Origin of the sequence: Pseudomonas sp. FP2338, from assembly GCF_030687515.1 — a bacterium.
GTDB lineage: Bacteria > Pseudomonadota > Gammaproteobacteria > Pseudomonadales > Pseudomonadaceae > Aquipseudomonas > Aquipseudomonas salomonii.
In genome coordinates, this window is record NZ_CP117436.1 from 926,310 (window position 1) to 952,203 (window position 25,894).

The 25,894-nt window shown below is 60.1% G+C and carries 26 protein-coding genes and 5 tRNA genes; 19 read left to right on the top strand and 12 right to left on the bottom strand.

Annotation, left to right across the window (positions count from 1 at the left end):
* Window positions 1–2: 2 nt before the first annotated feature.
* Window positions 3–404, top strand: coding sequence for a type IV pilin protein (locus tag PSH96_RS04015; RefSeq protein ID WP_056859098.1), 402 nt, complete (start codon window positions 3–5; stop codon window positions 402–404).
* Window positions 405–466: 62 nt separating this feature from the next.
* On the top strand, window positions 467–1,576 hold the full coding sequence (gene thiO, locus PSH96_RS04020) for a glycine oxidase ThiO (RefSeq protein ID WP_305457668.1): 1,110 nt from the start codon (window positions 467–469) through the stop codon (window positions 1,574–1,576).
* Here the strand turns inward: thiO and PSH96_RS04025 are convergent.
* Both PSH96_RS04025 and PSH96_RS04030 read right to left on the bottom strand, forming a co-directional pair.
* A complete protein-coding gene (locus PSH96_RS04025; RefSeq protein ID WP_305457670.1) occupies window positions 1,563–1,796 on the bottom strand; it encodes a PP0621 family protein in 234 nt (77 codons plus the stop codon). The genes thiO and PSH96_RS04025 overlap by 14 nt on opposite strands.
* Before the next feature lie 126 nt (window positions 1,797–1,922).
* On the bottom strand, window positions 1,923–2,948 hold the full coding sequence (locus PSH96_RS04030; RefSeq protein ID WP_305457672.1) for an outer membrane protein assembly factor BamD: 1,026 nt from the start codon (window positions 2,946–2,948) through the stop codon (window positions 1,923–1,925).
* A gap of 149 nt (window positions 2,949–3,097) precedes the next feature.
* Between PSH96_RS04030 and rluD the strand changes: the two genes are divergently transcribed.
* From rluD to PSH96_RS04065, 7 genes are all read left to right on the top strand, one after another.
* Entirely contained in the window at window positions 3,098–4,060 is a 963-nt protein-coding gene (gene rluD, locus PSH96_RS04035; protein ID WP_017137596.1) for a 23S rRNA pseudouridine(1911/1915/1917) synthase RluD, read from the top strand.
* Complete coding sequence (gene pgeF / locus PSH96_RS04040) at window positions 4,057–4,782, top strand: peptidoglycan editing factor PgeF (protein ID WP_305457674.1); 726 nt, start codon at window positions 4,057–4,059, stop codon at window positions 4,780–4,782. The genes rluD and pgeF overlap by 4 nt, the downstream gene beginning before the upstream one ends.
* Window positions 4,783–4,931: 149 nt before the next feature.
* A complete protein-coding gene (gene clpB, locus PSH96_RS04045; protein ID WP_099489733.1) occupies window positions 4,932–7,496 on the top strand; it encodes an ATP-dependent chaperone ClpB in 2,565 nt (854 codons plus the stop codon).
* A gap of 303 nt (window positions 7,497–7,799) precedes the next feature.
* A tRNA-Asn gene (locus PSH96_RS04050) sits at window positions 7,800–7,875 on the top strand.
* A gap of 10 nt (window positions 7,876–7,885) precedes the next feature.
* Window positions 7,886–7,962, top strand: a tRNA-Pro gene (locus tag PSH96_RS04055).
* Window positions 7,963–7,967: 5 nt separating this feature from the next.
* Window positions 7,968–8,043 (top strand) — tRNA-Lys (locus PSH96_RS04060).
* Window positions 8,044–8,137: 94 nt separating this feature from the next.
* Window positions 8,138–8,214 (top strand) — tRNA-Pro (locus PSH96_RS04065).
* Between the two features lie 176 nt (window positions 8,215–8,390).
* Here the strand turns inward: PSH96_RS04065 and PSH96_RS04070 are convergent.
* The 3 genes from PSH96_RS04070 to PSH96_RS04080 form a co-directional block, all read right to left on the bottom strand.
* On the bottom strand, window positions 8,391–9,689 hold the full coding sequence (locus PSH96_RS04070) for an NAD(P)/FAD-dependent oxidoreductase (protein ID WP_305457677.1): 1,299 nt from the start codon (window positions 9,687–9,689) through the stop codon (window positions 8,391–8,393).
* Between the two features lie 60 nt (window positions 9,690–9,749).
* Window positions 9,750–9,923 carry a DUF3094 family protein gene (locus PSH96_RS04075; RefSeq protein ID WP_017134503.1) on the bottom strand — a complete coding sequence of 58 codons (174 nt, stop codon included), beginning with the start codon at window positions 9,921–9,923 and terminating at the stop codon, window positions 9,750–9,752.
* 89 nt (window positions 9,924–10,012) lie between these two features.
* Window positions 10,013–10,642: a DUF1780 domain-containing protein gene (locus PSH96_RS04080; protein ID WP_305457679.1), complete on the bottom strand. Its 630-nt coding sequence runs from the start codon at window positions 10,640–10,642 to the stop codon at window positions 10,013–10,015.
* Between the two features lie 129 nt (window positions 10,643–10,771).
* Here PSH96_RS04080 and PSH96_RS04085 point away from each other — a divergent pair, with 129 nt between their 5' ends.
* Together PSH96_RS04085 and PSH96_RS04090 are read left to right on the top strand one after the other, a co-directional pair.
* Window positions 10,772–11,461 (top strand): energy-coupling factor ABC transporter permease, encoded by a 690-nt coding sequence (locus tag PSH96_RS04085; RefSeq protein WP_305457681.1) that lies wholly within the window; start codon window positions 10,772–10,774, stop codon window positions 11,459–11,461.
* Window positions 11,462–11,530: 69 nt separating this feature from the next.
* Window positions 11,531–11,746 (top strand): hypothetical protein, encoded by a 216-nt coding sequence (locus PSH96_RS04090; RefSeq protein WP_003171680.1) that lies wholly within the window; start codon window positions 11,531–11,533, stop codon window positions 11,744–11,746.
* Here the strand turns inward: PSH96_RS04090 and yacG are convergent.
* The 4 genes from yacG to PSH96_RS04110 are packed head-to-tail and all read right to left on the bottom strand — an operon-like array spanning window position 11,743 to window position 14,631.
* Window positions 11,743–11,943, bottom strand: a complete 201-nt coding sequence (yacG, locus tag PSH96_RS04095) for a DNA gyrase inhibitor YacG (protein WP_138816887.1) — start codon at window positions 11,941–11,943, stop codon at window positions 11,743–11,745. The two genes, PSH96_RS04090 and yacG, sit on opposite strands and share 4 nt — an antisense overlap.
* Complete coding sequence (gene coaE / locus PSH96_RS04100) at window positions 11,940–12,563, bottom strand: dephospho-CoA kinase (RefSeq protein ID WP_305457683.1); 624 nt, start codon at window positions 12,561–12,563, stop codon at window positions 11,940–11,942. The genes yacG and coaE overlap by 4 nt, the downstream gene beginning before the upstream one ends.
* Entirely contained in the window at window positions 12,560–13,426 is an 867-nt protein-coding gene (locus tag PSH96_RS04105; RefSeq protein WP_305457685.1) for an A24 family peptidase, read from the bottom strand. The genes coaE and PSH96_RS04105 overlap by 4 nt, the downstream gene beginning before the upstream one ends.
* Entirely contained in the window at window positions 13,423–14,631 is a 1,209-nt protein-coding gene (locus PSH96_RS04110; protein ID WP_305457687.1) for a type II secretion system F family protein, read from the bottom strand. Before PSH96_RS04110 ends, PSH96_RS04105 begins: the two co-directional genes overlap by 4 nt.
* A 202-nt stretch (window positions 14,632–14,833) precedes the next feature.
* Between PSH96_RS04110 and PSH96_RS04115 the strand changes: the two genes are divergently transcribed.
* From PSH96_RS04115 to PSH96_RS04125, 3 genes are all read left to right on the top strand, one after another.
* Window positions 14,834–15,247: a pilin gene (locus PSH96_RS04115; protein WP_069786045.1), complete on the top strand. Its 414-nt coding sequence runs from the start codon at window positions 14,834–14,836 to the stop codon at window positions 15,245–15,247.
* Window positions 15,248–15,311: 64 nt separating this feature from the next.
* A tRNA-Thr gene (locus PSH96_RS04120) sits at window positions 15,312–15,384 on the top strand.
* Between the two features lie 166 nt (window positions 15,385–15,550).
* Window positions 15,551–15,856, top strand: a complete 306-nt coding sequence (locus tag PSH96_RS04125; protein WP_068931343.1) for a DUF6388 family protein — start codon at window positions 15,551–15,553, stop codon at window positions 15,854–15,856.
* A gap of 54 nt (window positions 15,857–15,910) precedes the next feature.
* Here PSH96_RS04125 and nadC read toward each other — a convergent pair whose 3' ends face one another.
* Window positions 15,911–16,759, bottom strand: coding sequence for a carboxylating nicotinate-nucleotide diphosphorylase (gene nadC, locus PSH96_RS04130; protein WP_305457690.1), 849 nt, complete (start codon window positions 16,757–16,759; stop codon window positions 15,911–15,913).
* A gap of 243 nt (window positions 16,760–17,002) precedes the next feature.
* Here nadC and PSH96_RS04135 point away from each other — a divergent pair, with 243 nt between their 5' ends.
* From PSH96_RS04135 to PSH96_RS04155, 5 genes are all read left to right on the top strand, one after another.
* Window positions 17,003–19,159 carry a DUF1631 domain-containing protein gene (locus PSH96_RS04135; RefSeq protein WP_305457692.1) on the top strand — a complete coding sequence of 719 codons (2,157 nt, stop codon included), beginning with the start codon at window positions 17,003–17,005 and terminating at the stop codon, window positions 19,157–19,159.
* 61 nt (window positions 19,160–19,220) lie between these two features.
* Window positions 19,221–19,784: a 1,6-anhydro-N-acetylmuramyl-L-alanine amidase AmpD gene (gene ampD / locus PSH96_RS04140; protein ID WP_305457694.1), complete on the top strand. Its 564-nt coding sequence runs from the start codon at window positions 19,221–19,223 to the stop codon at window positions 19,782–19,784.
* Window positions 19,781–20,617 carry a regulatory signaling modulator protein AmpE gene (gene ampE, locus PSH96_RS04145; protein ID WP_305457696.1) on the top strand — a complete coding sequence of 279 codons (837 nt, stop codon included), beginning with the start codon at window positions 19,781–19,783 and terminating at the stop codon, window positions 20,615–20,617. The genes ampD and ampE overlap by 4 nt, the downstream gene beginning before the upstream one ends.
* A 2,005-nt stretch (window positions 20,618–22,622) precedes the next feature.
* Window positions 22,623–23,327, top strand: a complete 705-nt coding sequence (locus PSH96_RS29500) for a methyl-accepting chemotaxis protein (protein WP_370694349.1) — start codon at window positions 22,623–22,625, stop codon at window positions 23,325–23,327.
* 126 nt (window positions 23,328–23,453) lie between these two features.
* Complete coding sequence (locus PSH96_RS04155; RefSeq protein WP_305457700.1) at window positions 23,454–23,882, top strand: hypothetical protein; 429 nt, start codon at window positions 23,454–23,456, stop codon at window positions 23,880–23,882.
* Here the strand turns inward: PSH96_RS04155 and PSH96_RS04160 are convergent.
* Entirely contained in the window at window positions 23,829–24,605 is a 777-nt protein-coding gene (locus PSH96_RS04160) for a TatD family hydrolase (RefSeq protein ID WP_305457702.1), read from the bottom strand. The genes PSH96_RS04155 and PSH96_RS04160 overlap by 54 nt on opposite strands.
* A gap of 2 nt (window positions 24,606–24,607) precedes the next feature.
* Window positions 24,608–25,603: a catabolite repressor/activator gene (cra, locus tag PSH96_RS04165; protein ID WP_305457704.1), complete on the bottom strand. Its 996-nt coding sequence runs from the start codon at window positions 25,601–25,603 to the stop codon at window positions 24,608–24,610.
* Window positions 25,604–25,894 lie beyond the last annotated feature (291 nt).

Consider the following 25,894-nt stretch of genomic DNA (forward strand, 5'->3'; position numbering starts at 1 on the left):
CAATGGGCAAGGATTGCCAAGGTTTTACCCTGATCGAGTTACTGGGCACGGTCGCCATCATCGCGTTTTTGGCCGGGATTGCTTACCCCGCGTATACCGGGCAGGTGAAAAAAGCCTACCGCGCGCAGATCGTTGCACTGCTGACTGAGCAGGCGCAGCACCTCGAGCGTTTTTACACGCGCCACGGCACTTTTATTGATGCAGGCGGCGCCAGTGCCGGCAATGATCACTATAGAATCAGCACTGCGTTGAGCCCCGAGGCATTTACCCTGGTCGCCTCGCCTGCAGTGGGCGCCATCATGGCGAATGACCCTTGCGGTGAGTTCAGCTTGTCCAGCACCGGCGTGCGCAGCAACCCGGGCGCGATACCTGAAATGTCGCGCCATGCGTGCTGGGGACAATGATGAGAGTGCTGGATGAATGGGCGCCGGGTGCGCTTTTTCCTTTTTATCGGCTGGATCAAATGATGGCTAAGCAACAGCAAGTGGTGATTGTCGGTGGCGGTGTTATCGGCTTGTTGACCGCGTTCAACCTCGCCTCCGAGGGGCAGTCCGTGGTGCTGCTGGAGCGCTCCAGGCTGGGGCAGGAGTCCTCCTGGGCGGGTGGCGGTATCGTTTCGCCGCTGTACCCATGGCGCTACAGCCCGGCGGTCACCGCACTGGCCCATTGGTCGCAGGATTTTTACCCGCAGTTGGCACAGCGACTGTTTGCGGCCACCGGGGTTGATCCAGAGGTTCACACCACAGGCCTTTACTGGCTGGACCTGGAAGATGAAGCCCAGGCGTTGGCCTGGGCTGCCCGCGAAGGCCGGCCGTTGAGCAAGGTAGATGTGTCGGCCGCCCACGATGCCGTGCCGGTGCTGGGTGGTGGGTATTCCCAGGCGATCTACATGGCCGACGTGGCCAACGTACGTAACCCGCGTCTGGTCAAATCCCTCAAGGCCGCGCTGTTGGCGTTACCGGGCGTGACCCTTCATGAGCAGTGCGAAGTGGAGGGGTTCGTTATTGAAGGTGGCGACGTTGTGGGTGTGAACACCCCGGCGGGGCCGATCCTGGGCGACCAAGTGGTGCTGGCGGCGGGTGCCTGGAGCGGCGAAATACTCGGCAAGCTGGGCCTGTCGCTGCCGGTGGAGCCGGTCAAAGGCCAAATGATTTTGTATAAATGCGCGTCGGATTTTTTGTCGTGCATGGTGCTGGCCAAGGGGCGTTATGCGATCCCACGGCGTGACGGGCACATTCTGATCGGCAGCACGCTGGAGCACGAAGGGTTCGACAAGACCCCGACCGACTCGGCCCTGGAAAGCCTGAAGGCGTCGGCGGTGGAATTGATTCCCGCGCTGGCAGACGCCGAGGTCGTAGGCCACTGGGCCGGTTTGCGCCCTGGTTCACCGGAAGGTATCCCGTACATCGGTGAAGTACCCGGTTTCAAAGGGCTTTGGCTCAACTGCGGGCATTATCGCAATGGGCTGGTGCTCGCGCCGGCATCCTGCCAACTGTTTGCTGACTTGCTGCTGGGCCATACCCCGATCATCGACCCGGCGCCGTATGCGCCCGTCGGTCGGATCAACGCTGGATAGACTTCGGCCCTTGTTCCAGGTGCGTCTGGGTGCAGTACCACGCCTGCCCTGAACTGAGTGCGCGGTCCTGTGGCAGGTGCACGCCGCAGTGGGCGCAGCGCACCATCAAGGCCGCGCCCGGCTCGGCGGAGCGTTGCTGTTTAGCCGCCGGGCTTTTGAATTTGCGCCAGAACCATACCGCGGCAGCAATGACGGCAATCCAGAACAGTAGACGAAGCATGATGGGCAGTTTCTCGACAGGGAATGCGCCAGTTTAGCCAAGCGCGTGGCAAGCGCACAGTGCAATAACAAGGCGCCCACAAAAAAGGAGCCTCGAGAGGCTCCTTCTTGATGACGCTGTGTGCAATCAGTCGAACACGCCGAAGGTCATGTAGCTGAACCACGAACGGTCTTCATTGTTGCCCAGGGCCTGCGGTGCTTCTTCTTCGATCACGTCGCCATTGGCGTCATGCGGCTTGAGCTCCGAAGGAATGGCTTCCTTGGCGTCCTGGAACTGCTTCATCACGTCCTGGTTGGCGCGGGTTTCGCCCGGCGGCAGCGGTGGACGGGAACTGATCAGGCCCAGGGTGTATTTGCTCAGCCACGAACGGTTGTCCGCTTGCGCAACACGAGGCACGAACTGGCCGTCTTGCAGATTGGGGGAATCCGGGTAGTTGAGCTTCAGGGTTTCCAGACTGGTGGTTGCCAATGCATCCAGGTGCAATGCCTGGTAAGCCTGGGTCATGACCGCCAGGCCATCACCCACGGATGGGGTTTCCTGGAAGTTCTCAACTACATAACGGCCACGGTTGGCGGCAGCTACATACGCCTGACGGGTCAGGTAGTAGTCGGCCACGTGAATCTCGTAGGACGCCAGCAGGTTGCGCAGGTAAATCATGCGCTGCTTGGCGTCCGGCGAGTAGCGGCTGTTGGGGTAGCGGCTGGTGAGCTGGGCGAACTCGTTGAAGGAGTCGCGGGCAGCGCCAGGGTCACGCTTGGTCATATCCAGCGGCAGGAAGCGCGCCAGCAGGCCAACGTCCTGGTCGAACGAGGTCAGGCCCTTCATGTAGTAGGCGTAGTCCACGTTCGGGTGCTGCGGGTGAAGCCGGATAAAACGCTCGGCGGCGGACTTGGCAGCTTCCGGCTCCGCGTTCTTGTAGTTGGCGTAGATCAGCTCAAGCTGTGCCTGGTCGGCGTAGCGCCCGAACGGATAGCGCGACTCCAGGGCCTTCAGCTTGGCTGTGGCACTGGTGTAGCTATTATTGTCCAAGTCTTTTTGAGCTAATTGATACAGCTCGACTTCGCTCAGGTTTTCGTCGACGACTTCCTTTGTTGACGAGCAAGCAGCAGTCATGGCGAGGATGGCGATCAGCAGCAGGTGTTTCACTTGCATGGCGGCTTGCGTCCCTATGACGGCCGCTGTCTTGGGCGGGGCCGTCCTGTTATGATGAGCGCCCCGTTGAAAGCCTCGGGGCAAAAGACGCCGTATTTAACCACAAGCGCGCAGCCGAAACCAAAGGCTGTGCCACGCCTAGTCTGAGCATGTCCGATAAAATTGAACTTCGCGCAGAGGTGCCGTCCGAATTGGGCGGCCAACGCCTCGATCAAGTCGCCGCACAATTATTCGCTGAGCACTCGCGCTCGCGCCTTTCCGCCTGGATCAAAGACGGCCGCCTGACTGTGGATGGAGCGGTTATCCGCCCGCGAGACATAGTCCATGGCGGTGCGATTCTTGAGCTGACTGCCGAGCAGGAAGCCCAGGGAGAATGGGTCGCCCAAGACATCGAGCTGGATATCGTCTATGAAGACGATGACATCCTGGTCATCAACAAACCTGCAGGCCTGGTGGTTCACCCGGCGGTCGGGCACGCTGATGGCACTTTGCTTAATGCCTTGTTGCACCACGTGCCGGACATCGTCAACGTGCCGCGCTGCGGCATCGTGCACCGCCTGGACAAGGACACCACCGGCTTGATGGTGGTGGCCAAGACCATTCAGGCGCAGACGCAGTTGGTCACACAATTGCAGGCCCGCAGTGTCAGCCGGATCTACGAATGCATCGTGATCGGCGTGGTGGTGGCGGGTGGCAAGATCAACGCCCCGATCGGCCGGCACGGCCAGCAGCGCCAGCGTATGGCGGTGATGGAAGGCGGCAAGCCGGCCGTCAGCCACTACCGTGTGCTCGAACGTTTCCGCTCCCACACGCATGTGCGGGTGAAGCTGGAAACCGGCCGCACGCACCAGATTCGCGTGCATATGGCGCACATCAACTTCCCGTTGGTCGGAGATCCGGCCTACGGTGGTCGCTTCCGTATTCCTCCAGCGGCCAGCCAGACCATGGTTGAATCGCTGAAAACCTTCCCGCGCCAGGCACTGCATGCACGTTTCCTGGAACTGGATCATCCGACGAGCGGTAAGCGGATGAGCTGGGAATCGCCTCTGCCGGACGATCTGGTCTGGTTGTTGTCGTTGCTCAAGCAGGATCGCGAGGCGTTTGTCGGGTGAATGGCTGGCTGATTCCTGACTGGCCCGCGCCGTCGGGAGTCAAAGCTTGCGTCACCACCCGTGCGGGCGGCGTCAGTCTGGCGCCGTTCGACAGCCTTAACCTGGGTGATCATGTTGAGGACAGTCTCGAGGCTGTCCTTGAGAATCGCCGCCGCCTCACCGATGCTTTCTCTATCCAGCCTGCCTGGTTACGCCAGGTTCATGGGATAACCGTGGTGGAGGCTGAACCTTCGCGTATCGCTGAAGCCGATGCCAGTTGGACCAGCACGCCCGGCGTCGCCTGCACCTCAATGACCGCCGATTGCCTGCCCGCGTTGTTCTGCAACCGCGCCGGTACCCGCGTGGCGGCTGCCCATGCCGGTTGGCGCGGGCTGGCGGCCGGTGTATTGGAAACTGCCTTCGAAAGCTTGAATGCCGAACCCGACGAAGTACTCGTCTGGCTGGGCCCAGCCATTGGCCCGCAAGCCTTTGAAGTCGGCCCCGAAGTGCGTGAAGCCTTCATGCAGCAACTGCCAGCCACGGCCGAGGCCTTTGTACCCAGCCATAACCCCGGCAAGTACATGGCCGATATCTACCAGCTGGCGCGCCTGCGCCTGGCTGCGCGTGGTGTCACTGCTGTATATGGTGGCGGTTTATGCACCGTCACCGACCCACGCTTCTTTTCCTACCGGCGCAGCCCGCGCACCGGTCGGTTCGCCTCCCTTATCTGGCTTGAACGCTAGACTCTCCTGACTTGGATCAATGCTGATCCACATCAGCGATCAGCTGCTTGAATCTTGCAGAATCCACCCCATCTATAAGGGTATCTGGCAGGTTTCTTCATTCAGGATGTGTATTTCTAGCTCCGGCCTGCTCAAAAGGAAGGTGACTAATGCGTATTGATCGTTTAACCAGCAAATTACAGTTGGCACTCTCGGACTCCCAATCCCTGGCGGTCGGCCTCGACCACCCGGCGATTGAGCCTGCGCACTTGATGCAGGCGCTTCTCGAACAGCAGGGTGGTTCTATCAAACCCTTGTTGATGCAGGTGGGCTTTGACGTCAACAGCCTGCGCAAAGAGTTGAGCAAAGAGCTCGACCAACTGCCGAAAATCCAAAACCCTACCGGCGACGTGAATATGTCGCAGGATCTGGCGCGCCTGCTTAACCAGGCCGATCGTCTGGCCCAGCAGAAAGGTGACCAGTTCATCTCCAGCGAACTGGTGCTGCTCGCCGCGATGGACGACAACAGCAAGCTTGGCAAATTGTTGCTGGGCCAGGGCGTGAGCAAAAAAGCCCTGGAAAACGCCATTAATAACCTGCGTGGCGGCGAGGCGGTGAATGACCCCAACCATGAGGAGTCGCGCCAGGCCCTGGACAAATATACCGTCGACCTGACCAAGCGCGCCGAAGAAGGCAAGCTGGACCCGGTGATTGGCCGTGACGACGAAATTCGGCGCACCATCCAGGTCCTGCAACGTCGCACCAAGAACAACCCGGTATTGATCGGTGAGCCTGGCGTGGGTAAGACCGCGATTGCCGAAGGCCTGGCCCAGCGCATCATCAATGGTGAAGTGCCTGACGGCCTTAAAGGCAAGCGCCTGCTGTCCCTGGACATGGGGTCGCTGATCGCCGGTGCCAAGTTCCGTGGCGAGTTCGAAGAGCGCCTGAAGTCCCTGCTTAATGAACTGTCGAAGCAGGAAGGGCAGATCATTCTGTTTATCGACGAGCTGCACACCATGGTCGGCGCCGGCAAAGGCGAAGGCTCGATGGATGCCGGCAACATGCTCAAGCCGGCGTTGGCGCGCGGTGAGCTGCATTGCGTGGGTGCGACCACGCTCAATGAATACCGCCAGTACATTGAAAAGGATGCGGCCCTTGAGCGGCGCTTCCAGAAAGTACTGGTGGAAGAACCCAGCGAAGAAGACACCATCGCCATCCTGCGTGGCCTCAAAGAGCGGTATGAGGTGCACCACAAGGTGGCGATCACTGACGGCGCGATCATTGCGGCGGCCAAACTGAGCCATCGCTATATCACCGATCGTCAGTTGCCGGACAAGGCCATCGACCTGATCGACGAAGCGGCCAGCCGCATTCGCATGGAGATCGACTCCAAGCCGGAAGTGCTCGATCGTCTGGATCGGCGTCTGATTCAACTGAAAGTTGAATCCCAGGCGCTTAAGAAAGAAGAGGACGACGCAGCCAAGAAACGCCTGGAAAAACTTCAGGAAGAAATCCTGCGCCTGGAGCGCGAGTATGCGGACCTCGAAGAAATCTGGACCTCGGAAAAAGCCGAAGTGCAGGGTTCTGCGCAGATCCAGCAAAAGATCGAGCAGTCCCGCCAGGAGCTGGAAGCGGCACGTCGTAAAGGCGACCTGAACCGCATGGCCGAGTTGCAGTACGGGGTGATCCCGGACCTGGAGCGCAGCCTGCAAATGGTCGACCAGCACGGCAAGCCCGAGAACCAGCTGCTGCGCAGCAAGGTGACCGAGGAAGAAATTGCTGAGGTGGTTTCCAAGTGGACCGGCATTCCTGTGTCGAAAATGCTTGAAGGCGAGCGCGACAAGCTGCTGAAGATGGAAAGCCTGCTGCACCAGCGTGTGATTGGCCAGGAAGAGGCCGTGGTGGCGGTCTCCAACGCGGTACGGCGTTCGCGGGCGGGTTTGTCCGACCCGAACCGTCCGAGCGGCTCGTTCATGTTCCTCGGCCCAACCGGCGTGGGTAAGACCGAGCTGTGCAAGGCATTGGCCGAATTCCTCTTTGATACTGAAGAGGCCATGGTGCGCATCGATATGTCCGAATTCATGGAGAAACATTCGGTGGCGCGCTTGATCGGTGCTCCACCAGGCTATGTGGGCTATGAAGAAGGCGGTTACCTGACCGAAGCCGTGCGGCGCAAGCCTTACTCGGTGATCCTGCTGGATGAGGTCGAGAAGGCCCACCCGGATGTGTTCAACATCTTGCTGCAGGTGCTGGAAGATGGCCGGTTGACGGACAGCCACGGGCGTACGGTGGACTTCCGCAATACGGTGATCGTGATGACCTCCAACCTGGGCTCGGCGCAGATCCAGGAGCTGGTCGGTGATCGCGAGGCCCAGCGCGCGGCGGTGATGGACGCGCTGACCTCGCACTTCCGCCCGGAATTCATCAACCGGGTCGATGAAGTGGTGATCTTTGAGCCTCTGGCGCGGGATCAGATCGCGGGTATTACCGAGATCCAGTTGGGCCGCCTGCGTAGCCGTCTGGCCGAGCGCGAGCTTGACCTGGAGCTGAGCAGCGAGGCGTTGGACAAGCTGATCGCGGTGGGCTACGACCCGGTGTATGGCGCACGGCCTCTGAAACGTGCGATTCAGCGCTGGATCGAGAACCCGTTGGCGCAGTTGATCCTGTCGGGCAGCTTCATGCCGGGGACCAGCGTGGCGGCCACTGTGGAAAACGACGAAATCGTCTTCCACTAAGCCCGGCCGGCAGGGCGATAAGAGGAGGCCCCGCATTGCGGGGCCTTTTTTTTCGATAGGGCGTTGAACTGTAAGGCAAAGGCTTGTAAAGTGCGCCCCGCAGCAACGTCAGCCCACGGGTTTCTTCTCCCCAAGAAGAAATCAGAAACAAGCGCAAATCATTGTCTTAAAAGCAATTTAAAGGGTTGACAGGGGTTTTTAAGATTGTAGAATAGCGCGCCTCAGAGACGTGAACGTAGCGATACGGACAGGCCGAAGAGAAGGTTGTAAAGCAGTAGAAGTTGTACATTTGAAATATGTAGTTCCGTGATAGCTCAGTCGGTAGAGCAAATGACTGTTAATCATTGGGTCCCAGGTTCGAGTCCTGGTCACGGAGCCAATTTCAAAACCGGGGTATAGCGCAGTCCGGTAGCGCGCCTGCTTTGGGAGCAGGATGTCAGGAGTTCGAATCCCCTTACCCCGACCATTTTTGGGTCGTTAGCTCAGTTGGTAGAGCAGTTGGCTTTTAACCAATTGGTCGTAGGTTCGAATCCCACACGACCCACCATTTTTGAGACCAGTTAACGCTGGAATCGAATCTTAAGATCAGAGGCCAAAAGCACTGATCGAAGAAGGCGACTGAAAGGTCGCCTTTTTTTTACCGGGGTATAGCGCAGTCCGGTAGCGCGCCTGCTTTGGGAGCAGGATGTCAGGAGTTCGAATCCCCTTACCCCGACCATATTAAAAATCCTCGTATCGAAAGATACGGGGATTTTTTTTGTGCGCGAAAATCTTAAATATTACGCAAAAAAATGTGGGAGCTGGCTTGCCTGCGATAGCGGTGTATCAGCCTGTGCATCTTGTGCTGATCGATCGCCATCGCGGGCAAGCCCGCTCCCACATTAGTTTGTGCTGTTAATGGAGTTTGAGCCGCGGCTCAGTCCCACGCCCAATCTTGCTGCCCAGCATCAGCATCGCCGTGCGAAAGAACCCGTACAGCGCCATCTGGTGCATGCGGTACAGCGACACATAGAACATCCGCGCCAGCCAGCCTTCGAGCATCACGCTGCCCGTCAGGTTGCCCATCAAGTTACCCACTGCCGAAAAACGCGACAGCGAAATCAGCGAACCGTAGTCGGTGTACTTGTAGGATGGCAGGTCCTTGCCTTCGATCCGCAGTTTCAGCGACTTGGCCAACAGTGAAGCCTGCTGGTGAGCGGCCTGGGCGCGTGGCGGCACATTGCGGTCGGTGCCCGGTTGTGGGCAGGCGGCGCAGTCGCCAAAGGCGAAGATATTTTCGTCGCGAGTGGTTTGCAGGGTCGGCAGCACCCGCAATTGATTGATGCGGTTGGTTTCCAGCCCGTCAATGTCCTTGAGGAAGGCCGGTGCGCGGATACCCGCAGCCCACACCTTCAGGCTCGCTGGAATGACCTGGCCACTGCTGGTGATCAGGGCGTCCGCCGTCACTTCGCTGACCGCCGAGTTGGTGAGTACCGTCACCCCAAGCTTTTCCAGGGTTTTGTGCACAGGCCCGCCGATCCGTTCCGGCAGCGCGGGCAGTACCCGTGGGCCGGCTTCGATCAGGGTGATGTGCATGTTTTCCGGTTTGATGCGGTCCAGGCCATAGGCGGCCAGTTCATGGGCGGCGTTATGCAGCTCGGCGGCCAACTCGACGCCGGTCGCGCCAGCGCCGACGATGGCGACGCTGATGTTCTCTTCCACATCGGTCTGGCCTGCGTGGGCGCGCAGATAGTGGTTGAGTAATTGTTGATGGAAGCGCTCGGCCTGTTTGCGGGTGTCGAGGAACAGGCAGTGCTGCGCCGCGCCCTCGGTGCCGAAATCGTTGGTGGTGCTGCCGACCGCGATCACCAGGCTGTCATAACTCAGTACGCGTGCGGGCACCAGCTCACGGCCTTCTTCATCGAGGGTGGCGGCCAGTTGGATTTTTTTCTGTTCGCGGTCAAGCCCGCTCATGCGCCCCAGTTGGAACTCGAAGTGGTTCCATTTGGCCTGGGCGACATAATTGAGCTCGTCTTCCGAAGAATTCAGCGAACCGGCGGCCACTTCGTGCAGCAGCGGTTTCCAGATATGGGTGAGGTTGGCGTCCACCAGCGTGACGTTGGCGGTGCCGCGCTTGCCCAGAGTCTTACCCAGGCGGGTAGCCAACTCCAGACCGCCGGCGCCGCCGCCGACGATAATAATACGATGGGTCATGGGGATATCTCGCAAGGCTAAAAGAAATCGGAGCAGTTACCCTCGCGAGCGCCACGCAGCTCATAGCGTCAGGTAACTCAAAAGGCGGCTCAGCAGACCGAGCCCGATCACCACCAGCAGCACCACACCCAGGAGCAGCCACGGCCGGAAAGGCTTGCGCTCGACTCGGTTTTGGGAGAGTTGCAGGTACTCTTCGACATGCTGTTGGTCATCGGGGTTCAGGCGGCTGGTCATAAAGGCCTCGTCAGGTAGACGTTGCAAAAGGGCGCCACGTTACAGTCAGGAGGTTGGCGGGCTTGCCACAAGCGTAGCCGGTGCCCGCGTCACAAGCTGATGCCCACGTCGAATACTATGCTGCGCCCCAGGTTGTTGCGCAAGAAGTCGGGTGCGTCCGGGTGGGCAAACAGCACGCGCGCAAAGGTCGGGCCTACCAGCGACAGCGAGCGCCAGCCCTGGCGCAGGTATTCGGTAGGCGGTGGGAAATGGCTGTTGAGGTCCAGCACTTCGCGTTTGAGGCTGGTGAAGGCAATCAGGTCCAGCTCGCCCAGGTCCATGCCGCGTTCTTTGTAGTTATGTGCTTTTTTGCGCAACGTCGGCGCCAGGCGCAACAGGAACTCGTGCGCGGGGATACGCCGTGGCTTGGCTTCGCGCCGCACCAACTGGCTCAAGGAAAACGCACTGCGCCGGCGCTGCAACTCATCGCGCCATTCGTCGTTCAGGCGCCGACCTTCATCCAGCACGAAAAACACTTCGAAACTGGCGTCGCGAAACAACACGTCCGGCGGCTCTTGCCCGGCGGGGTGAAATTCTTCGGCACGGTAGGGCACGTTGAGACCTTGCAGCAGACGCTGGCAGACCCAACGCTCACGCTCCCATTTGCGGGCATTGGACAAGAACGCGTTGGCTTGTTCGGCCGCTACGGTGAGCAGGCGCAAATAATCTGAGTCATCCATATTTGCAGCTTAGCGTCCAATTGATGACCACAGGAAGTCTTGCTTTGAAACGCCGGTGTAGACTGGCCACTCAACAGCAACTCCATGGACGAGGTGTGTGGTGAGGTTTTTTGCAAAGGCATTACGCTCGTGATCAGCACTGCAGTGTTGGCGCCGGAAACGCTCGTCATCGGCTGGCTGTTGTACGCGCCATTGGTCATGTGGGCGACCCTGCGCGCACCGTGGGTCGAGTTGTTTGCCGACCGGCGGCGCCAGCATCTGCTCTTCGGCACTGTGTTTGCGCTGTTTATGCTCTGGCTGGTACGGCGGGATTTCGACACGGGCGTGTCTTACCACTTTATCGGCATGACTGCCGTGACCCTGCTGCTGGATTGGCCCCTGGCAATCGTCGGCGGGTTGGCCGCGCAATTGGGCTTGGTGCTGCTGGGGCGCCAGGACCTGGCGGCGGTCGGGGTCAATGGCCTGCTGCTGATCGGCTTGCCGGTGCTGGTCACCGAGACCTGCGCGCTGCTGGTTGAGCGGGCGCAACCGCGAAACCCCTTTGTGTATATCTTCTGCTCCGGTTTTTTCGCTGCAGCGCTATCGGCACTGCTGTGCCTGCTGGCGGCGTTGGGGCTGTTGTGGTTTGACGGCCGTTTTGCCATGCCGGAGTGGCTGGAGGACTTCGTCGGTTACCTGTGGCTGATCATCTTCCCCGAGGCGTTTATCAACGGCATGGTCATTAGCGCCCTGGTGGTGTTCTGCCCGGAATGGCTGGAGACCTTCAACCGCACGCGCTACCTGTCGGCGCCGTGGAAGGACGACGATTCGCGGCGTTGATCCAGATCAAATCCCAGGCGGCCGCGCAGGCCCATGCTCTGCGAAATTTTACTGAGCAGGGCATGGACTATGAGTGTGTACGAATGGGCGCGGCAAGAGTTGCGCAGAAGCCAGGACGCGGCACAGGAAATCGGTTTTGACCCAGGCCTCACGCTGCGCGCGATGCTCAGTGCGGTGGTGCAGCAGAGCAAGGGTGTGCGCAGCTTTGAAGACCTGGCCGACGAGTTGCAATACCTTGCAGAGAACCTCGACGACCAGCAGGAGTACGCCTTTATGCGGCCTTAGTGACGCGGCGGCAAGTCTTCAGAGAACAGCTCGTCCTCGGCATCCGGGCTCACCGGAATCTTGTGTTCTTCCGCGGCCCAGGCGCCGAGGTCGATGAGTTTGCAACGGTCCGAGCAGAACGGCCGGTTGAGGTTGTCTGTTTTCCATTCCACGGGTGCGCCGCAGGTTGGGCAGTCGACGGTCAAGGGTTGGCTCATGATCGGCCTCCACGCAAAGTAAGGTAAAAGTGGTGCAGTCGCTCGACCTCGCTGTGCAGCCAGGCGAGGTCCTTGTCGTTGACCAGCACGTCATCGGCATGGTTCAGGCGGTCTTCACGGCTGGACTGGGCCTTGAGGATCGCCTGCACCTGCTGTTCGCTGATGCCGTCGCGCTGCAGGGTACGCTGAATCTGCAGTGATTGCGGCACATCGATCACCAGGATGCGCTGGGTCATGCTGTACTGGCCGGACTCGATCAGCAGCGGCGAGACCAGGATCGCGTAAGGCAATTGCGCACGCGCCAGATGGCTGCGAATTTCTTCGCCGATCAACGGGTGCAGCAGGGCTTCCAGCCAGCGCCGTTCTTCGGGGACTTCAAAGATCAGCTTGCGCAGGGCGGCGCGGTCCAACTGGCCGTCCGGCTGCAACACGCCCGCACCAAAATGCTCGGCAATGCGTGCGAGTGCCGGCCGGCCGGGTTCGACCACCCAACGTGCGGCATGGTCGGCATCGACCAGGTCAATGCCCAGGTCGATAAAGTGTTGGGCGGCCGCGCTTTTACCGCTGCCGATGCCGCCGGTGAGGCCTAGAATCCAGGGTGTTGCGACACAAGTGGTCATCTGAAACCGACAGACTGCAAATAGAAGTCGGTTATTTGACCACCCCAGAGCAATGCAATCCAGCCGGCAATTGCCAGGCACGGGCCAAATGGCATCTGCACCGATGCCTGGGACTTACGCAAACGCATCAGGATAAGGCCCGCGAACACGCCCAGCAACGACGCTATCAGCAGCGTCATCGGCAGGATCTGCCAGCCACCCCAGGCACCGAGCAGGGCCAGTAGCTTGAAGTCGCCATAACCCATGCCGTCCTTGCCGGTGATCACTTTGAACACCCAGAACACCATCCACAGACTTATGTAGCCTATGACTGCACCCCATAGCGCATCGGGCAACGTCGCTAACAAGCCGCCGCTGTTGAGGATCAGCCCCAGCCACAGCAGTGGCAACACCAGCACATCCGGCAGCAGTTGATGATCGACGTCGATCAGGCTCATGGCCAGCAACCCCCAACTCAGCAGCATCACTGCGCCTGCTTGCCAGCCGAAGCCAAAATGCCAGGCGACTATGGCCGAGAGCAGCGCACAGGCCAGTTCGGTGAAGGGGTAGCGGGCGCTGATCGATTCGCTGCAGCGGGCGCAGCGGCCTTTGAGCATCAGGTAACTGAGTACCGGGATATTTTCCCAGGGGCGAATCGGCTGGCTGCAATGCGCACAGCACGAGTTGGGATGCATCAGGTTGTAGGCCGGGCCGACAGGATCGGCTGGCAGACCGAGTATTTCCTGGGCCTGGGCGCGCCATTCGCGCACGAGCATCTTCGGCAGGCGCCACACCAGCACGTTGAGAAAGCTGCCGACGATCAGGCCGAGCACCCACGCCATCCCGACAAAGACCCAGGGGTGTTCACTCAGCAGCAGGCTCAAAACGCCGACCCCAACTGGAACACCGGCAGGTACATGGCAATCACCAATGCGCCGACAATGCCCCCCAGCACCACCATGATCAGCGGCTCCATCAGGCTGGTGAGGTTATCGACCAGGTTCTCCACATCGGCTTCATAGTGATTGGCGACTTTTTCCAGCATGAGGTCCAGGGTGCCCGACTCTTCACCGATGGCCGTCATCTGGATGGCCATACCGGGGAACAGCCCGCTGTGGGCCATGGACTGGTTCAACGGCACACCTGTGGATACATCGTGTCGCATATGTTCGATCGCCTTTCTGAACAATCCATTGCCTGCCGCGCCTGCCACGGAGTCCAGAGCCTGCACCAATGGCACGCCCGCGGCAAAGGTGGTTGACAGTGTACGGGCGTAGCGGGCGATGGCTGAGCGCCTCAGCAGTGTGCCCGCCAGGGGCGCGCTCAATAAAGCGGCATCCAGCCCGTCACGAAACCCCGGGTAAGCCCGGTAGGCATGGCGCAGCGCGGCTATTGCCATTCCCAGCCCCAAGGCAAGCATCCACCAGGCGTGCTGCAGGAAGTTGGACAGCGCAATCACCAGTAAGGTAAAGCCTGGCAGTTGGCCGTTTACCCCGGCGAAGAGGTTCTGGAACTGCGGCACCACGTGGATAAGCAAAACTGCACTGACCAGGCAGGCGACGACGATCACGGCGATAGGGTAGGTCATGGCTTTTTTGATTCGCGCCTTGAGCTGCTGGCTTTTCTCCAGGTGAATCGCCACCCGTTCGAGCAATGTTTCCAGGGCGCCTGCCTGTTCGCCTGCGGCAACCAGATTGCAATACAAATCATCAAAGTGACGCGGCTGTTTGCGCAGCGCTGCCGCCAGGCTATTACCGGCGGAAATCTCCTGTTTCAAGGCTTTTATCAGGGTGCGCATCTGCCGGTTTTCGAAGCCTTCGCAGATGATGTCGAACGCCTGCAGCAGCGCAATGCCGGCCTTTAACAGGGTCGCCAATTGGCGCGTGAACAGCGCGATATCGGCGGGTTTTATCGGTGCTGCAAAAGGTGCCAGGTGCGAAGACTTTTTGCGCACGCGGCCTGGGCAAATTCCCTGCTGGCGCAGTTGCGCCTTGATCAGTGCCAGGTTATGCCCGGTGGTTTGCCCGGCCACCCGGCGGCCTTTGCGGTTGGTGCCTTCCCAGGCGTACATCGTTGAAGCGTCATTCATGGCACAGGTCCGCACACAGGTCGTCGTAGATTTATAGCTTAGTCAGGTGACGGATTCGGACCGCTCGTTGGCGCACGATAAAATGTCAGAATGTGCGTCTTACCCACAATTGGGCGCTCACGGATGAGTACACTGGCGCCGCTGCACACTGCGGGGCGCAGGACGCGCCTTGATAAGGTTTTTATTCTGGAGAGTGAATGTGATGCGTCAGAAAGGCTTTACCTTGATCGAGTTGTTGATCGTCGTGGCAATCATCGGCATTTTGGCCACCATCGGTCTGCCCATGTACACCAAGCACCAGGCCAAGGCCAAGTTCACGGCGGGGCTGGCTGAAATTGCGGCGTTGAAGGCGGGTTTTGAAGACACCCTTAACCAGGGCACCGTGCCGACCCTGGCGCTGGTCGGTGGCACCAGCCCGACCGCCAATTGCACGATCACCGTAGCCGGTGATGTGGCCACGGGCGCCGGTTCCATCACCTGCGAAATCCTCGACGCGCCGGCGCCGGTACTGGGCAAGACCATCACCTTGACGCGCAGCGCCACTCAGGGTTGGGCCTGTGCCACCACAGTCGAGGCGCAGTACGCCGCCAAGGGTTGCGGCGCCGACGGGGCGTAATGCCTGCCGGGCGGTCAGCGAGTTTGTTGCCGCCTGCCCAATGCGGTGCTAGCTTTAGCCCACCGCCCGTGTAGCTCAGTTGGTAGAGCAGCGCACTCGTAACGCGAAGGTCGCAGGTTCGACTCCTGTCTCGGGCACAAGGCAACACTGTTTCAACGGCGACACTGTTTCAAAGGCAACGTTTTCAGATGATCCCAGAATGGTTCTGAAGGCCAGACGAGGCGGCATTCGTGCCCACTCTTTTGTATCTGCGCAACCTTGATGACCCAGATGCATCCCCATTCCATGATCTAAGAGAACAACATGACCACACAAGAAATGACCCAGGAACAGCGACACGAAGCAGCCCTCAAAAAATACGTCGCGGAATCCCCGGAACTGCTCGACGAGATCAAGGACCTGAGCGCCGATGATCAAAAGGACCAGATCCAGTGGGCATTCGAGGATGAGGCCGAGGCACAGGGCCTGCAGCCATGGGAACTGAGCCTCAAGTACACCTCGACGCCGCAAGAGTTCGAAGCGGCGCGCCTGGCCTTGCACAAGGAGGCCGCCGAGGTACTGGGCGTTGACTGGAACGAGTATTGCGGGATGAATAATCTCGCGATCTGAGCGCGAAATTGAAGGAGCGAGCAACCTCGCTCCTTTTCTTCGGATGTTGCTTGCTCAGATGCTCAGGCGCATCGACAAATCCACCGCCTTCAAATCCTTGGTCATTGCACCGATGGAAATGTAATCCACCCCGGTCTGCGCGATAGGCAGCAAGGTGGTTTCATTGATCCCGCCGCTGGCTTCCAGCTTGGCCTTGCCGGCATTCAGGCGCACGGCCTCACGCATGTCATCCAGGCTCAATTCGTCGAGCATGATGATATCGGCGCCCGCCGCCAGTGCTTCACGCAGCTCCTCCAGGCTTTCCACTTCGATTTCCACCGGCTTGCCCGGCGCGATCTTGTGGGCGGCGGTAATCGCCTCGGCAATCCCACCACAGGCGGCGATATGGTTTTCCTTGATCAGGAACGCGTCATACAACCCGATGCGATGGTTGTGGCAACCGCCGCACGTCACGGCGTACTTCTGCGCCAGGCGCAGGCCCGGCAGGGTTTTGCGGGTGTCCAGCAACTTGACCTGAGTGCTGGCGACAAAGTCCGCCAAGTACTGCGCGCGCGTGGCGACGCCTGACAACATCTGCAGAAAATTCAGCGCACACCTTTCGCCGCTCAGCAGTGAGCGTGCCGGGCCTTCGAGGTGGAACAGCACTTGATTGGGGCTCACACGCTCACCGTCGGCCACCTGCCAGTGCACTGCAACCCGTGGGTCGAGCTGGCGGAACACCGCGTCCACCCAGGCAGTGCCGGCGATAACGGCCGCATCGCGGGTAATGATGGTGGCCTTGGCCAGGCGTTCGGCCGGGATCAGTTGCGCAGTGATGTCGCCGCTGCCGATGTCTTCCAGCAGTGCGCGGCGCACGTTGGCTTCGATTTCGGCGGTGAGGTCGGCAAGACGGAGATTCGGCATAACAGGCTCCACAAACAAAGTGCCTCGATTATAGGGGCAGCGCGCCGCCGAACCCATACTCGCCACTCATTTACAGCGCATTGGCAGAGTTCACTGGCGCAACAGCCCCCATTTGCAAGATAATCTCGCGCCTTGCGATTGGCGTCATAGCTTTGACGTCCTGGAGATAACCGGTGTTTACCGCCCGATGGGGCCTGTAGCCGATTTTTCCCCAACTCAACACCGCCGTTTCAGGAGGCCAGGATGCACATTGACGGAAAGGTGGTGCCCATCAATCGGGCACAGGCCACGCCATCGCCGCTCGCGCGCCTGCCGGTGGTGTTGCTGCAGGTTCGCGACAAGGCTGCACAGCAGTTGCAGCAAGGTTTGCAGGAGCTGTTCGATAACGCTGACGACACCTTGTTTGAAATGGCCGACAAGGCTCGCAGCAACGTTGACCACCATATTTTCTTTGAAGCCATGCGTGACCTGCGCCTCAAGCGCAAGAATTTCGAGCGCGTGTTCATGGAGCAATTGTTCGCCGCATTTATCGACCTGGGCCAGGCCGAGCGCGGTGAGTTTCACCTGGTACCGGTGGTGTCCTATGAGGCGGCGCCGGGTACGTCCAGTGATGAGCTGGAAAAAGCCGTCGCGCTGGAGGCCATGCTCGGCCGGGTGCGCCATCGCGATGGCCTGGCGCTGGGGCAATTGACCGCGCGCCTGGGTGCGTTGCTCGGCAACCCCCTGGATGAGCGCGATAACCCGCTGGGCCCGGCACTGCTGTGCGAGTTCTTCCTGCGTGCGGGGCGCAGCCTGGGGGTGGAGATTCGCGTCAAGCTGATCATGCTCAAGCTGTTCGAAAAGTATGTGCTCAGTGACGCCGATCAGCTGTACGCCGAGGCCAACCAACTGTTGGTCGCCACTGGCGTTTTGCCGCAGCTCAAGGCCGTGCCGTCGCGCCGCCCCGGTGGGTGTGCGGCGCGTGAACAGCAGCCTGAAGGCAACCTCCCGATTGTCGACCAGCCCATGGATGAAAACGGCCAGCAAGCCTTCGCCGCGTTGCAGAAGTTGCTCGCTGCCGTGCGTGGCAGCGTCGCGCCCACCCTGGAAGCCAGCGCCGAACCCCAGCCCATCGCCACCCGCGATTTGCTGCGCCTGCTCTCCCATCTGCAGCAATATGTGCCGGAGCCCGAGGCCGAAGACGACTTCGACCTGCGTAACCAGCTTGAGCAGCTATTGACCCGCGTGAGCGTCAAGAGCGGCAAATCCCGTGTGGTGGAAGACGCCGATGAGGATGTGATCAACCTGGTCGCGCTGTTGTTCGAGTTCATCCTCACGGATCACAGCGTGCCTGACGTATTCAAGGCCTTGATCGCACGTTTGCAGATTCCGCTGTTGAAAGTGGCGGTGCTGGACAAGAGTTTTTTCAGTCGCCCCAGCCACCCGGCGCGCCGCTTGCTCAATGAAATCGCCAGCGCGGCCATGACATGGAGCCCGCGCGATGACTATCAGCGTGACAACCTGTACCTGCGCACCGAGCAGGTGGTGCAGCGGCTGTTGAATGAGTTCGTCGAAGACCTGGGGATTTTTCCTCAGGTGCTGGCGCAGTTCAGCGCCTTTACCGCAGACGAGCGCCAGCGCAGCGAATTGCTCGAACAGCATACCTGTGAGGCCGAAGAAGGCCGGGTGCGCACAGACGCTGCACGCCAGCGGGTGGCCGAGGTGCTCAATCGACGACTGGTGGGCCGCGTGTTGCCCCAGGCCGTGGTGCAATTTGTTCAGCAGGCCTGGAGCCAGGTGTTGTTGCTGGCCAGCCTCAAGCAGGGCGAGCAGTCAGTGCAATGGCAGGCGGCCGTGCGCACCCTGGATGAATTGATCTGGAGCGTCAGCCTGCAAAAAGACACCGAGGCCGGGCGGCACTTGCTCGAGCAACTGCCCGGCCTGCTCAAAGCCTTGCGTGATGGGTTGACCAGTGCAGCGTTCGACCCCTTCAGCACCCGCGAATTTTTTGTACGTTTGCAGGCCATGCACCTGCAGTCGTTCGAAGGCGAGCGCCTGGACACACTGATCGAAGTGCGTGAACCGTTTTCGCTCAGTAGCGACGTGCCTGACCTCACCCCGAGCCTGCCCAGTGATGATCCGGCGTTGCTCAAGGCCCAGCAGTTGCGCATTGGCAACTGGTTCGAGTTCCAGCAAGACGATGGCAACCGGCTGCGTTGCAAGCTGAAGGCCATCATGGCACCGACCAATCGCTATATTTTTGTCAGCCGCACGGGGCTCAAAGTCTTCGATAAAAGTGCCGGCCAATTGGCCATGGCCCTCAAGCAGGGCACGCTGCGCAACCTTGACGAGGGGCTGCTGTTCGACCGCGCGCTGGCTTCGGTGATTGGCACGCTGCGCCAACTCAATCGCGGCAAGTGATCGCAACCGCAGGGCTGAACGCGGCATACTGGTAACACCTCGACTTATTCAAGGAACCCGTATGCAGTTGGACCCCACCAGCGGTTGGTGTAAGGGCATCCGTCATTGCCCGTCGCCTAACTTCAACGAGCGCCCCGCCGGCGAGATCTCACTGTTGGTGGTGCATAACATCAGCCTGCCACCTGGGCAGTTTGCCACTGGCAAGGTGCATGAGTTTTTCCAGAATCGCCTGGATGCCACGGAACATCCTTACTTTGAAGGTATTGTCGACCTACGTGTGTCTGCGCATTTTCTGATTGAACGTGACGGTGCGGTGACACAATTTGTGTCGTGCCTGGACCGTGCCTGGCATGCTGGTATTTCCAGCTTCGAGGGGCGTGAAGTGTGCAATGACTTCTCCCTCGGGATCGAACTGGAAGGCACGGACGAGCTGCCGTTTACCGATGCGCAATATGCGTCGCTGCTCGACCTGACACGACAGCTGTTGGCGGCCTACCCAGGTATTACCCCGCAGCGTATGTGTGGTCACAGTGATATCGCACCGGGACGCAAGACCGATCCGGGCCCGGCTTTTGATTGGACGCGCTTTCGCAGCGCCCTGCAGGATGGAGGACACGCACGATGAGTTTCCTGGTATTGGTGCTGGCAGTGTGGATCGAGAAGTTCTCGGCCCTGCGTCGGCGGTTGCAACGTGATGGCGGATGGCTGCGCGAACTGGCCAAGCTGGAAACGAGCCCGCGCATGGGCAAGCAGCCTTGGCTGATCCTGGTACTGCTGGTGTTGTTGCCGGTGGCCTTGCTGGGGTTGTTGCTGTTGGTGCTGGAGCCCGTGGCTTATGGTCTGTTGGCGTTGCCGGTGCATTTGCTGGTGGTCATCTACAGTCTGGGGCGCGGCGATCTGCTGGGCGAGCTTGGGCCGTTTCGCGACGCCTGGCGGCGCGGTGACCTGCAGGCTGCCGAGCACGTGGCCGAGCGCGACCTGAAGGTGGCCGCCGACAGTGGCGAGCAACTGCTGGAGCGGGTTCAAGGCCATTTGCTATGGCAGGCCTACCAAAGCTTTTTTGCGGTGATTTTCTGGTATTTCCTGCTCGGCCCGGTCGCGGCCCTGGCTTATCGCTTGTTGGCATTGGCCAGCGAGAACAGCCAGAACCCGTTGGTCGCCGAGCGCGCCGGGCAATTGCGTCACGCATTTGATTGGCTGCCGGTGCGTCTGCTGGCGGCGAGCTTTGCCCTGGTGGGTAATTTTGTCGCGGTCAGCCGGGTGATGCTGCATGAGCTGTTGAGCTGGGACATCAGCGCCGCGCAACTGATGGAAAAAGTCGGCCTGGTGGCGGCTGAAATTCCACCACCGGTGGTGGGGGCCGATGGCATCAACAGTTTGGATCGGCTGTGGGAGCTGCTGCTGCGGGCCGCCGTGCTGTGGTATGCCTGGTTCGCGATCTGGACGGTGTTGCCTTAGCTTTGTACGGTCAAATGTGGGAGCTGGCTTGCCTGCGATGGCGGGTTGTTGGTGGTGTACATATCCGTTGCTGCGGTAACGGCGGCTTAGGGTTCCGCCCTTACGGCGGCTCACTTTTGGAAAGACCCAAAAGTAAGCAAAAGGTCTTCGCCCCAACACTCGGTGCCTCGCTATGGCTCGGCATGCCCGCAATCCGCCAGTGATTTGGGGGGCCGCCGCGATGGGCCATCCTTGGCCCAGCGCGGCTAAACCGGCATCCCTGCCGGTTTACCCCCCAAATCACTGTCAGATTCCGGCCATCGTGTTTGACGGGGCGATTTCAGATCAAGATCAAAAGCGTAGATCAAAAGACCGCTGACTTCGTCATCGAAAAGGATGTAAGGGCCAGGGCAACAGCAACAGCAGACCGCATCGTTCAGACTCTACTCGGTCAAATGTGGGAGCTGGCTTGCCAGCGATAGCATCACCTCGGCATGACTGAAAAGCCGCGGTGCCTGTATCGCGGGCAAGCCCGGCTCCCACACAAGCCAGCTCCCACACAAGTCTGTGGTGATTTTCCAAGCCGTTAACCTTACGTTACAAAACTCCCTTTCAAATTGAGCTATACAGTCAGAGCGCCAAATAGTGGCTATCTGCCGCCGCCCTGCGCCTCAATAAAAATAAGAAAGGGAGCTCACCCGTGAAGCGCTTGCTCTATCCCGCTGTCGCCCTGATGAACCGCCTGAGTTTTGGCATGAAGTTCAGCCTGATCAGCGTGCTGTTCCTGCTGCCGATGCTGGCGACCAACTATTTTCTGGTGCGCGACTCCTGGTCGCAATTCCAGGGCACCCGTATCGAACTGCAAAGCCTCGATTTGCTCGGCAGCAGCCTGACCCTGCGACGCGACCTGGAGACCCTGAACAATCAGGTGCAGATCAACGCGGTGCTGGGGCAATCAGGTAAGGCTGGCGATCTTGAAGGCAAGATCAGTGCCCTGGAGCAGGGCGTGCTGAGCCGTCTGCAAAGCCTCAACGCCATGACCGCCGACCCCGAGCAAGCCAGCGCCTTCGAGGGCAAACGCGACGAGTTAATCGCCGCCTTCAAGGCCCAGCAACAGGAAACCTCGCTGCTGAGCAAAAGCGCGCTGATCGGCAAATTACTCAACAAGGCTCAGATGCTCAGCCAGATCATTGCCAGCCAATCCGGGTTGAGCCGCGACCCCCAGAGTGATTTGCGCCAGCTCAGTGAGCTGCTCACCAGCGTCACCGCGCAAGTCTCCCAGACCCTCGGCGAGGGGCGGGCCATGGGCGCGTACTCCTTGGGCCAGGGCTTTCTCAATTCATCCTCCAGCACGCGCTTTGACGAACTGTTGCAACAGTTGGAAAAACTTCAGGCTGAATACGCCCTGAAGCTGCAGGATGCCCTGGGCGCCAGTACCGCCGCGCACACGGCGCTCGACAGCTTGGCCCAGGCCAGCAGTGCCAGCCTCAAGCAAGGCAGCGAGTTGTTTGAAGAGCAGGTTGTCATGGCGCAAACCCTCGACGCGCCGTGGCAAGGTTTCTACGACGATGTCAGCCGACTGATGGCCCAGACCTACCAGCTCAATGACGCCACCCTGACGTTTCTTGAGCAGCAACTGCAGCAGCGCCTGGCGCAAAACCGCACACACATGGTTGTGCTGGTGTGTGCCCTGGTGGCGGTGTTCCTGCTGATCTTCTATTTGTATGCAGGCTTCTACGCCTCCACGCGCACCACCTTGCGCCGCCTGGGCACGATGATGGACAAGGTGGCGGCCGGTGACATGACCGTCACGTTTGAGGCCCACAGTCGCGATGAACTGGGCGACCTGGGCCAAGTGTTCAACGGCACTGTGGCCAAGATCCACGACTTGATCGAACGCGTGGGGCACACCGTCAGCCAGGTCGAGCTGCAAGCCGGCCAGGTGCAGACCGTGTCTTCGCAAAGCAATCAGGCGGTGTCCGGCCAGCGCAGCCAGATTGAACAGGTGGCGACGGCGATGAACCAGATGTCTTCCACCGCCCAGGAAGTGGCACGCAGCGCGGCGGCGGCGGTCAACAGCGCCCAAAGCGTCAACGACGAAACCGTCACCGGCCGTGGCCTGGTGCAATCCCAGCAAGGCAGCATTGCGCGCCTGGCCTCGGAGATTGATGAATCGGTGCGGGTGATCAACCAGTTGGCCACTGACAGCCAGTCCATCAGCAGCGTATTGGAAGTGATCAAAAGCATCGCCGAACAAACCAACCTGCTGGCGCTCAATGCGGCGATCGAGGCGGCGCGTGCCGGTGAGCAAGGGCGTGGTTTTGCGGTGGTGGCCGATGAGGTGCGCACCCTGGCCCGACGTACCCAGCACTCCACTGAAGAAATCGAACAGATGATCAGCCGTTTGCACAGCGGTGTAGGCGCGGCGGTGAAGGCCATGGGCACCAGCCATACCATGGCAAACGGCACCGTGGCTCAGTCGGAAAAGGTCCAGCAGGCCCTGGAAAATATCCTTGGCGCCGTGGGCATGATCGTCGACCAGAACCAGCAGATCGCCGCCGCCGTCGAGCAGCAAACCGCCGTCGCGCACGATATCGATCAGAACATCGTCGAAATCAATCGAGCCGGCGAACATGCGGCCCAGGGCACGCAGCAGACCGAGGCCGCCAGCCGGCAGCTGTCATTGCAGGTCATTGAGCTGAAGCACTTGATCGGGGCGTTTCGTGTGTAAGACCTGCGCGTAGGAATAGGCTCGCTAGTTTGTGGTGCCTGTCCTGATTTTGCGCTGTGCCTGTTTTGAGGCCGTGATTGGGTGAGAATTTGTTTCACCCACTCAGGGGTCTCGGGAGGCTACGCGATGACGGCGGTTATCGGCATCAAAGGGCACTGCGCCCATTGCGACATCACCTTCGAACTCAAGCCCTGGCAATTGAACGCCATTGCCATCCGTGAGCCGTTTGATTGCCCGTATTGTCAGTGGGTCCTGGAATTGAACTGCCCCAGGCAACTGCGCCAGTTCAAATCCCTGGACCACTGGGCCATGGTGCACCCAAGCTTGATGGTATTGACCAGCGTGGTGCTGATCGTGGCGATGGTGGCCGAGTGGCTAGGCCTGATCAGCATGGTCGGGCAGATCAACGTTTCATTGCTGGTGGTGCTGATCCACTTTCTGATGCTGCGTTACGTGCGCCACCGGCAGCGGCTGACCTTGGAACTGCAGGCGGTCAATGGGCTACCAGTTGAAGAGCTCGTACGCGTTGCGTGTGCTCGTTTCGGCCAGCACTGAAGGGCTAATGCCCATGCGTTCGGCCAAGGCGTTGCAGATGTCCGGCAAGTGTTGCGGGCTGTTGCGCCGGCCGGGGTACATGGCCGGCGCCATGTCCGGCGCATCAGTTTCCAGCACCAGCGCCTCAAGCGGCAGCTGGGTCAGCACCTTGTGCATGCGCAGCGCCTGGGGCCAGGTGGCCGCGCCGCCCAGGCCCAGTTTGAAACCGAGTTTGATGTACTCGCGGGCTTCTTCAACGCTGCCGGCAAACGCATGAATAATGCCGCCCCGTGGCAGGCGGATGCGTTTGAGGGTGGCAATCACCGCCGCGTGGCTGCGGCGTACGTGCAGCAGCGCCGGGAGCTGGAAATCCACGGCCAGTTTCAACTGCGCTTCAAACAGGCTTTGCTGGCGTTCGCGGTCCAGTTCTTGGAGGAAGTAATCCAGGCCGATCTCACCGACGGCGCACAGTTGCCGATGGCCGTGCAGGCGGGTCAGCCAATCACCCAACTCGATCAGGTCGGCGGGGCGATGCTCATCCAGATACACCGGGTGCAGGCCGAAGGCGGCGAACAAGCCTTCATCGTCCTGGACCAGATCCCACAGCCGTTGCCAGTTCTGCTGATACACACCCAACACCACCATGCGCTGCACGCCGAGTTGACGGCTGTGGGCGAGGACTTCCCGGCGATCCATGTCGAAATCCGGGAAGTCCAGGTGGGTGTGAGTGTCGATCAGCTCCACGCTCAAGCCTCGTGAATGCGCTGCTTGAAGGTTCGGCCGATGGCATGCACGCCGGGCTCGTACTGTTCTTCTTCGATGGCCGCCAGGGCCAGGCGCAGGGCGGTGTCGGCGATCAGTTGATGTTGCTGGGCCATGGCGTTGACCGGCAAGGGCAGGAAGTCGAGCAGTTGGGTGTCGCCGAACGTGCCCAGGCGCAACGGCCGGGATTTGAGCGGGAAGTCATGCAGCGCATCGAACACACCTTGCAGCAGCACGTAGGACGTAGTCACCAGCGCGTCAGGCAAATGCCCCAGGCGTTGCAGGAGTTCTTCCATCAACTGGCGGCCACAGTCACGGCTGAAGGCTTCACCTTGTTCGATCAGCACCTCGCCCTTGAAATCGCGCAAGGCTTCATGGAAACCCGCGGCGCGTTCCTGGCTGATGCTCAGTTCCGGGTGCGCACCAATCAGCGCGATCTGCTTGGGCAGCGGCTGCAACAGGCTGCTGGTGAGTTGCTGGCAGGCCTGGCGGTCGTCGCTGACCACCGAGCAGAAGTGCCCGGGTTCCATCACCCGGTCAATGGCGATCACCGGCAGGCCCTTGGCTTGCAGCTCCCGGTAGCTGTCATCGCTGGCCGGCAAGCAACTGGCCACGAACAGCGCATCGCAGCGCCGCGCGCGGAACAGTTGCAGCAGTTGGCGTTCGCTGTCGGCTTCATCATCGGAGCTGGCGATCAGCAGTTGGTAGCCGCGCGCCCGCGCGCCTTGTTCCAGCAGTTTGGCAATGCGCGCGTAGCTGGGGTTTTCCAGGTCGGGCAAGATAAAGCCCAAGGTGCGCGTGTGCCGACTGCGCAGCCCGGCGGCCTGAGGGTTGGGCGTAAAGCCATGGGCTTCGACCACGGCACGCACCCGCTCGACGGTGGCGTTGCTGATGCGTTGCTGTTCGGCTTTGCCGTTGATGACATAGCTGGCGGTGGTAACGGACACACCGGCCAGACGTGCAATATCACTGAGTTTCAAACCGGGATTTCCTTGTTTTTTAGAGCTTGCCCCGACATTTTGTCCAATCGTAACCGATTCCTGCACACGACTATTGTCTGAGCTCAAGTGCCGAGTGGTCCTTCAAGCTTGCATAATTAGCGCATAATCTGCCATAAATTCTAGATTAAACGTTTCAGCAAGCGTATTTTTACGATGTTCGCCGCTGAGTGGCTACTGCCAATTGACCACTCAGTCAGCTATTTTTGAACGCGCCTGCGCTGATTTATTCAAAACAATACCTAGTGCCCACATTGCACTAACTAGGAGAAC

What these genes read in the sequence shown, in the direction of transcription:
- PSH96_RS04090 (WP_003171680.1), top strand. Translation starts at nt 11,531, where the DNA reads ATGAGTGTGTACGAATGGGCGCGGCAAGAGTTGCGCAGAAGCCAGGAC.
- ampD (WP_305457694.1), top strand. Translation starts at nt 19,221, where the DNA reads ATGCAGTTGGACCCCACCAGCGGTTGGTGTAAGGGCATCCGTCATTGC.
- clpB (WP_099489733.1), top strand. Translation starts at nt 4,932, where the DNA reads ATGCGTATTGATCGTTTAACCAGCAAATTACAGTTGGCACTCTCGGAC.
- PSH96_RS29500 (WP_370694349.1), top strand. Translation starts at nt 22,623, where the DNA reads ATGTCTTCCACCGCCCAGGAAGTGGCACGCAGCGCGGCGGCGGCGGTC.
- yacG (WP_138816887.1), bottom strand. Translation starts at nt 11,943, where the DNA reads ATGAGCCAACCCTTGACCGTCGACTGCCCAACCTGCGGCGCACCCGTG.
- PSH96_RS04030 (WP_305457672.1), bottom strand. Translation starts at nt 2,948, where the DNA reads ATGCAAGTGAAACACCTGCTGCTGATCGCCATCCTCGCCATGACTGCT.
- rluD (WP_017137596.1), top strand. Translation starts at nt 3,098, where the DNA reads ATGTCCGATAAAATTGAACTTCGCGCAGAGGTGCCGTCCGAATTGGGC.
- PSH96_RS04025 (WP_305457670.1), bottom strand. Translation starts at nt 1,796, where the DNA reads ATGCTTCGTCTACTGTTCTGGATTGCCGTCATTGCTGCCGCGGTATGG.
- ampE (WP_305457696.1), top strand. Translation starts at nt 19,781, where the DNA reads ATGAGTTTCCTGGTATTGGTGCTGGCAGTGTGGATCGAGAAGTTCTCG.
- PSH96_RS04135 (WP_305457692.1), top strand. Translation starts at nt 17,003, where the DNA reads ATGCACATTGACGGAAAGGTGGTGCCCATCAATCGGGCACAGGCCACG.
- PSH96_RS04110 (WP_305457687.1), bottom strand. Translation starts at nt 14,631, where the DNA reads ATGAATGACGCTTCAACGATGTACGCCTGGGAAGGCACCAACCGCAAA.
- nadC (WP_305457690.1), bottom strand. Translation starts at nt 16,759, where the DNA reads ATGCCGAATCTCCGTCTTGCCGACCTCACCGCCGAAATCGAAGCCAAC.
- PSH96_RS04015 (WP_056859098.1), top strand. Translation starts at nt 3, where the DNA reads ATGGGCAAGGATTGCCAAGGTTTTACCCTGATCGAGTTACTGGGCACG.
- thiO (WP_305457668.1), top strand. Translation starts at nt 467, where the DNA reads ATGGCTAAGCAACAGCAAGTGGTGATTGTCGGTGGCGGTGTTATCGGC.
- PSH96_RS04125 (WP_068931343.1), top strand. Translation starts at nt 15,551, where the DNA reads ATGACCACACAAGAAATGACCCAGGAACAGCGACACGAAGCAGCCCTC.
- PSH96_RS04070 (WP_305457677.1), bottom strand. Translation starts at nt 9,689, where the DNA reads ATGACCCATCGTATTATTATCGTCGGCGGCGGCGCCGGCGGTCTGGAG.
- PSH96_RS04075 (WP_017134503.1), bottom strand. Translation starts at nt 9,923, where the DNA reads ATGACCAGCCGCCTGAACCCCGATGACCAACAGCATGTCGAAGAGTAC.
- PSH96_RS04155 (WP_305457700.1), top strand. Translation starts at nt 23,454, where the DNA reads ATGACGGCGGTTATCGGCATCAAAGGGCACTGCGCCCATTGCGACATC.
- coaE (WP_305457683.1), bottom strand. Translation starts at nt 12,563, where the DNA reads ATGACCACTTGTGTCGCAACACCCTGGATTCTAGGCCTCACCGGCGGC.
- PSH96_RS04115 (WP_069786045.1), top strand. Translation starts at nt 14,834, where the DNA reads ATGCGTCAGAAAGGCTTTACCTTGATCGAGTTGTTGATCGTCGTGGCA.
- PSH96_RS04080 (WP_305457679.1), bottom strand. Translation starts at nt 10,642, where the DNA reads ATGGATGACTCAGATTATTTGCGCCTGCTCACCGTAGCGGCCGAACAA.